This is a genomic window from Microcystis sp. M165S2 (assembly GCF_020245885.1).
Taxonomy (GTDB): Bacteria; Cyanobacteriota; Cyanobacteriia; order Cyanobacteriales; family Microcystaceae; genus Microcystis.
Genome location: NZ_JADBTZ010000147.1, coordinates 1 through 5,806 on the forward strand (window position 1 = coordinate 1; position 5,806 = coordinate 5,806).

At 45.8% G+C, this 5,806-nt stretch carries 7 protein-coding genes; 3 read left to right on the forward strand and 4 right to left on the reverse strand.

The window, feature by feature from the left end:
- Positions 1–224 precede the first annotated feature (224 nt).
- The 3 genes from IM479_RS07790 to carA form a co-directional block, all read right to left on the reverse strand.
- Positions 225–641: a Mini-ribonuclease 3 gene (locus IM479_RS07790; protein WP_287077165.1), complete on the reverse strand. Its 417-nt coding sequence runs from the start codon at positions 639–641 to the stop codon at positions 225–227.
- Between the two features lie 3 nt (positions 642–644).
- Positions 645–995 (reverse strand): STAS domain-containing protein, encoded by a 351-nt coding sequence (locus tag IM479_RS07795; RefSeq protein WP_287686072.1) that lies wholly within the window; start codon positions 993–995, stop codon positions 645–647.
- A 74-nt stretch (positions 996–1,069) separates the two neighbouring features.
- Entirely contained in the window at positions 1,070–2,218 is a 1,149-nt protein-coding gene (gene carA, locus IM479_RS07800; protein ID WP_287686071.1) for a glutamine-hydrolyzing carbamoyl-phosphate synthase small subunit, read from the reverse strand.
- A gap of 197 nt (positions 2,219–2,415) precedes the next feature.
- Between carA and IM479_RS07805 the strand changes: the two genes are divergently transcribed.
- The gene (locus IM479_RS07805) at positions 2,416–3,297 is read left to right on the forward strand and encodes a helix-turn-helix domain-containing protein (protein ID WP_287686070.1); all 882 of its coding nucleotides are present in this window, start codon (positions 2,416–2,418) and stop codon (positions 3,295–3,297) included.
- Positions 3,298–3,737: 440 nt separating this feature from the next.
- Complete coding sequence (locus IM479_RS07810) at positions 3,738–4,517, forward strand: pentapeptide repeat-containing protein (RefSeq protein ID WP_287686069.1); 780 nt, start codon at positions 3,738–3,740, stop codon at positions 4,515–4,517.
- A 41-nt stretch (positions 4,518–4,558) separates the two neighbouring features.
- Here IM479_RS07810 and IM479_RS07815 read toward each other — a convergent pair whose 3' ends face one another.
- Positions 4,559–5,086, reverse strand: coding sequence for a hypothetical protein (locus tag IM479_RS07815; protein WP_287686068.1), 528 nt, complete (start codon positions 5,084–5,086; stop codon positions 4,559–4,561).
- A gap of 406 nt (positions 5,087–5,492) precedes the next feature.
- Here IM479_RS07815 and IM479_RS07820 point away from each other — a divergent pair.
- On the forward strand, positions 5,493–5,806 hold a 314-nt coding region (locus tag IM479_RS07820; RefSeq protein WP_287686073.1), incomplete at its 3' end, for a polyhedral envelope domain-containing protein.

Consider the following 5,806-nt stretch of genomic DNA (forward strand, 5'->3'; position numbering starts at 1 on the left):
AATCAAAAAGTACCAGGCATGGGAGTGATCAGGGGGAAAATTCAGGTACTTTTTCCCTGAAAATTAGGTAGTTGACCACCTGAAAATCGGTAAAACCCATCCCCCATCCCCCATCCCCCAACCCCCAACCCCCAACCCCCACCGAAAAACTTTTTCAGCAGACCCTAGTTAAGAGGAGTAGAAGCAAGAATCTCCCGTCACAGCGTAGCTTGACGGCGAGAGTGTCAAAATTCTAGTTTTTCTAATAGTTGATGTAATCTGGAGGGGTCTTGCAGATAAAGATAGCCGAACAGGGTTTCTAAACTGCTGGCCTGCTGATAGACTTGGGCTGTCAGACGACGGCGTTTTCCCGTGACCGCATTGCGTCCCCGGCGCAGAATTTCTTTTTCTTGGTCCGTCAGATAGGGCTGCAGTTGTTCTAAATCTAAAGCCTGTTGTTCGGCCCTGACTTTGCCCACCACCTGAGCGTGATAGTCTCCCAGACGCTGGGGCGGCAGTAAATAATAGGTGCGGATGTATAATTCATAAACAGCATCCCCTAGATAGGCCAGGGAAGCGGGCGATAATCGGTCAAGACCCTCTAGGAGTTGTGACCCCTCGCCACTTAGCTGTAAGCGAATTTTTTCGAGAGGAGATTCCACGATTTACGCTTTTTCCAGATATTTGATCGCAGCTTCTAGGGTGGGTTGCAGGGAAAAAAACTGCTCCAATCGCACCAGTTTTACGGTTTGAGTTACCCGCGCATTGGTAACAATTTGTAAACTGCCTCCTTCGGTTTTGGCCTTTTTCACCAATTTTACTAAAGCCCCTAAACCGGAGCTATCGATAAAATCAATCTGAGCGAGGCTAATAATCACATCCTTGGGACCTTGATCCACATAGCCTTCGATCACCTTACAAAAAGTCGGTTCGGAAAAGGCATCTAAAAGACCCGTCAAACGGAAAATTTGGTACTTATCTCTGACCTCACGCGTACCTCGCAAGCTGACGGTCAAGTTAATTGCTTCTGGAATAATCGCCTCCTAGCTCTAGAGCCGTAAAAATCAAAACCCTAGTATATCCTAAAAATTTACGACCGATCCTTTTTTGCTTCCCGCATTAAATCAACAAATTTGGCGAACAGATAATCGGCATCGTGGGGGCCGGGACTGGCTTCGGGGTGGTATTGTACCGAGAAAAAGGGCAAAGACTTGTGTTTTAAACCCGCTACGGTGCGATCATTGAGGTTGAGATGGGTAATCTCCACTTGCGGATTTAAAGAGGCTTCCTGCACCGCAAAACCGTGATTCTGACTGGTAATTTCCACCTGTTGCCGCAGTCCACAGGGTTGATTTAACCCGCGATGGCCAAATTTCAGTTTAAAGGTTTCTGCTCCTAGGGATAGCCCCAAAATTTGATGACCCATACAGATGCCAAAAGTGGGTTTTTCCCCTTGTAAAAGTTGCTTGGCTAGGGCAATACCTTCGGTGACAGCCGCCGGATCTCCCGGTCCGTTAGAAAAGAAAATACCATCGGGATTATATGCGGCGATTTTTTCCGGGGGAGTGTCGGCGGGAACCACGATCACCCGACAACCGTAGCTAGCTAAACGCCGGAGAATATTGCGTTTGATGCCAAAATCGATCGCCACCACCGTTAATGGTTCTTGATCACTATCAATTGGTGCAAATTCCCAGGCGGACGGGGTGGGAGTCGTCCATTCGTACACTTCCTTCGTGGTAACTTCTTTAACGAGATTTAACCCCGCCATACTGGGGGCTGCCTGCACCAGCCGCAGTAAATCGTGATAATCCAGTATTTCCGTAGAAATTGCCCCATTCATCGCCCCAACCGAGCGAATTTTGCGGGTCAAAGACCGGGTATCGATGCCATAGATGCCAATAACATGATGAGCGGCCAGATAATCCGGTAGGGATTGGGTAGAACGCCAATTACTGGGCCGGTGGCAGACATTTTTGGCGATCGCTCCTTTCACCTGGGGACGAATTGACTCCTCATCCTCGGGGTTAACCCCCGTATTTCCCAATTCCGGATAGGTAAAAGTGACGATTTGACCAGCATAACTGGGATCGGTGAGGACTTCCTGATAACCAGTCATCCCGGTGTTAAAGACAACTTCGCCGACGGTGGTTCCCTTGGATCCGAAGGAATAACCCTCGTAAACCGTACCATCGGCCAGAACTAATAAGGCTTTTTGACTAGCAGCACTTGATATCATCGTCAATTTTTTAATCTTGAGTAGTGGTGAGAAACAGAAGTCAAGGATAGACTAGAACAGGGACTAGAAAACGAATTGCTTAGTTTTAATTGGCTAGAGCGTTTTATGATTAAGAGTACATCCGCTCAAGGACAACAGTTTCCCCTGACTAGCCATCGGCAAGATCCTATCGCTTAAAAAATAACTATATAAGTAATATGAGTCCAAGAAAACTGACTGATGCCACGAAAAAAGAAATTCTTAAGCTTTATCGGGAAACGGAGGCCACCACTTCCACCTTAGCCGAGCGTTATGGCGTGAGTAGTTCTACGGTCAGTCGTTTTCTCAAAAATTCTTTTTCTAGCGAGGAATACGAGCAATTAATCCAGAAAAAACGCTTGGCCCGCAATCCTCGTGGCCTCGAGGAGGAGGGAGCAGCCGCGGATTTATCGGAAAAAGCGATCGAGGTGATTAGTTTTCGGGCAGCGCGCATCGAAGCTAAGGATGAGTGGGATTTTGAGCAACCGATCGCTTCTGTGGAACAATTAACCCTGTTAATGGATACCTCTTACCCGCCAGAAGCAGATAATTCGGAAGATACAGAAATTAATGGCGATAAGCCTCTAGAAAACGCTAATTTAAACGAGTTTTTCGTCGAAGCTATCGAGGAAGAGGAGGAGGAAGATGAGCTTGACGAGGATTGGGATGAAGAGGAGGATGAAGATGAAGACGAGGAGGAGGAGGAACTAGCGGGCAGCTATTTAGGCCCGACTATCGTTAAAACAGCCCAATTACAGATATTACCCCTATCGGCGGCGGCTTTTCCCAAAACCTGTTACTTGGTCATTGATCGCGCTGCCGAATTAATCACCCGTCCCCTCAAGGATTTTGCCGAATTGGGTAAGGTTCCCCCTCAGGAAATCCAGCAGCGCACCCTCCCCATCTTTGAAAGTCATCGCATCGCTCGTCGTTTCTCCAAGCGCAAGGAAAAAGTGATTAAAGTTCCCGACGGTCGCCTGATCGAAAAAGCTCACGCTCAACTGGAAGCTAAAGGGATCACCCGTCTGCTCATGGATGGTCGTATCTACGCTTTAGAGTAGGGAATTAGGGGATTAGCAGGGGTTGGGAAGTATTTTCAGTGAACAGTAATCAGTAATCAGTAATCAGTGAACCGAAAACTCACATCTGATAACTGATTACTGACTCAAGGCTGACGGATGAGGGCTAAAAAGCTGAATAATCGAGTTTGAACAATAGATAAGTTTTTTAACAAGAGTAGTTTCAGATACTGATTACCCGATGGACTGGGGTAGAATTGGGAAAACCAGTCAAACTGTTTTAGCCAAGCTATTTAACTATGATTAAAATTAACTTGCTGTTCGGGTTATCTTCTCTTAAAAAATCGATAAAAAACTTTACATAAACTCAAAAGAGAGTCTGATAACTAACTCAGCTTTTAGATGAGTTAGTTATCAGACGAAGTTTTTGGGTGCTTTTGTTGATTACTTCTTAACCACCATCTTAAAGTAGAAGAAGGGAGATGAAAGTTAATCAGTTACTAAGACTCTACGAACAAGGAGAGCGGGATTTTTTAGCCATTGACTTGATGAGTCTAGATCTACAACAAGTGACTCTAATCGCTGTCAATTTTGCTGCGGCCAATTTGTGCGGAACTAATTTGAGTCGCTCTTTTCTGACTAAATCAAATCTGCGGGGAGCGAGTTTGAATTGGGCGAATTTAACCTATGCCAAATTAAGTCAAGCGCAATTAGTGGAAGCGGACTTAACCAAAGCCAATCTCACCGGGGCCTTTATGGTACAGGCAAACCTGCGTAACTCGCGATTAAGTGGGGCGGATCTTTCCCAGGCTAATCTCCGGGGGGCGAATTTATGCGGGGCGAATTTATGCGGGGCGAATTTATACTTAGTTAATCTCCGGGAGGCAACCCTAGATAAAGTCAATCTCAATTGGGCTAATTTGCAGGAAGCGCGGTTAAGTGGGGCTAAATGTCGTCAGATTTCCGCAAGGGAAGCCAATTTTAGCGGCTCTTTTCTTAAAGAGGTGGACTTTCAGGGGGCCAATTTAGAAAGGGCTAATTTTAGCGAGGCACGTCTGACGGGTAGTGATTTACGCGGGGCCAATTTAGCGGGTGCTAATCTAGCGGGAGCGCGTTTACAAGAGGTAAATCTACAGGGAGCGGACTTGAGGGGTGCTAACTTGACGGGGACTTGTTTTGAGAGCGTCACCGGTTGGACAGAAACCGCCCAAGAAGATGATATTTTTCCCCTAGACTGGTTTCAGCCCCGTTTTGCCACTTAAAAGTCAATATATCTGCCGAAAGCCCCTCCTTTTCCTATCGATTAACGATTAGCTGGAGTGGTTAATCTTTGGTTAGGAATGGGGATTGGGGGAGCATTATTCGGCTCGTCCTCGAAGGGTAAAGCAGGGGGAGGAGGAGGAGTGGTAGCGGTGGGAGATGGTGCTGGAGATGGACTGGGATTAACGGCAGCGGGGGGATTGTTCGGGGTGACGACGGGTGCGGGAGAGCTAAAACCGAGGATATCTTTGCCAAAGGGAAAAACATTAGCCCAGCGTTGAATATTGGGATGGCCAAACCAATCTTGACGGGATACCTTGACCGAGAGGAGAGGTGCGATCGCCCCTGATTTTTCGGCCGTTATTAATAAATCAATTTTATTAATACCCTGTTGTTGATTAAAACGACTGATGATAGTTTTCTCTGCTAATTGCGATGCTCTAGTCAATAATCCTTCGTAGGATTCTCCCCGTTTAACTGTGATGGGAAGATTAACAGTGGATTGAGCAAAAACCACATCAACGGCGATAATTCCCGTCAGCAGCGTTAAAACAGTAATAGACTTGTACATAGGACAGACGGTTAAACAGGCACTCCCTGGCTAGGGTCGGGATCTTCCCTGTTAGAGTTCCCCGATCGCTTTCTTAAATTACCACGATCGATCTCTGGCCACAATTGAAAATTTTCCGGCAGCAAAATCGTCCTTGGCTCCTAGCAATAGGCAATAGGGGAATAATTGGGGCTGGCTGAATAAATCTAAAAACTTTGTTGGATAATATCTTTAGGCTTTTTTGCCATCAAAAAGTGCCAGCCATTGGAGTGATCAGAGGGGAAAATTCAGGGACTTTTTCCCTGAAAATTAGGCAATTGACCACCTGAAAATGGCTAAAACCCCACACCCGACACCCCACCTCCACGAAAAACTGTTTCAGCATAACCTAATTATATTTGGCTATATCGACCAGAGGGTTTTAACTATGACACAAACTAGCGAAACCGTTACCTATTCTCTCGAATCTGTCCTGACAAGGATCGAGAGTAAAATCGACAGTCTCCAAAGAGATGTTAATCAGAAAATTGACTCTCTCCAAAGAGATGTTAATCAAAAATTTGACAGTCTCCAAAGAGATGTGGATCAGAAAATCGACAATCTCCAAAGAGATATGGATCAAAAATTTGACAGTCTCCAAAAAGATGTTAATGATTTAAAGGTGGAAGTCACAGAAATCAAAGGAGATATTAAAACTCTTGATCAGAAAGTCGAAACAATGGATAAACGACTGGAAAAAGT

Bases quoted from the DNA above. Each gene is read 5' to 3' on its own strand.
- IM479_RS07810 (WP_287686069.1), top strand. From the start codon at position 3,738: ATGAAAGTTAATCAGTTACTAAGACTCTACGAACAAGGAGAGCGGGAT.
- IM479_RS07805 (WP_287686070.1), top strand. From the start codon at position 2,416: ATGAGTCCAAGAAAACTGACTGATGCCACGAAAAAAGAAATTCTTAAG.
- IM479_RS07815 (WP_287686068.1), bottom strand. From the start codon at position 5,086: ATGTACAAGTCTATTACTGTTTTAACGCTGCTGACGGGAATTATCGCC.
- carA (WP_287686071.1), bottom strand. From the start codon at position 2,218: ATGATATCAAGTGCTGCTAGTCAAAAAGCCTTATTAGTTCTGGCCGAT.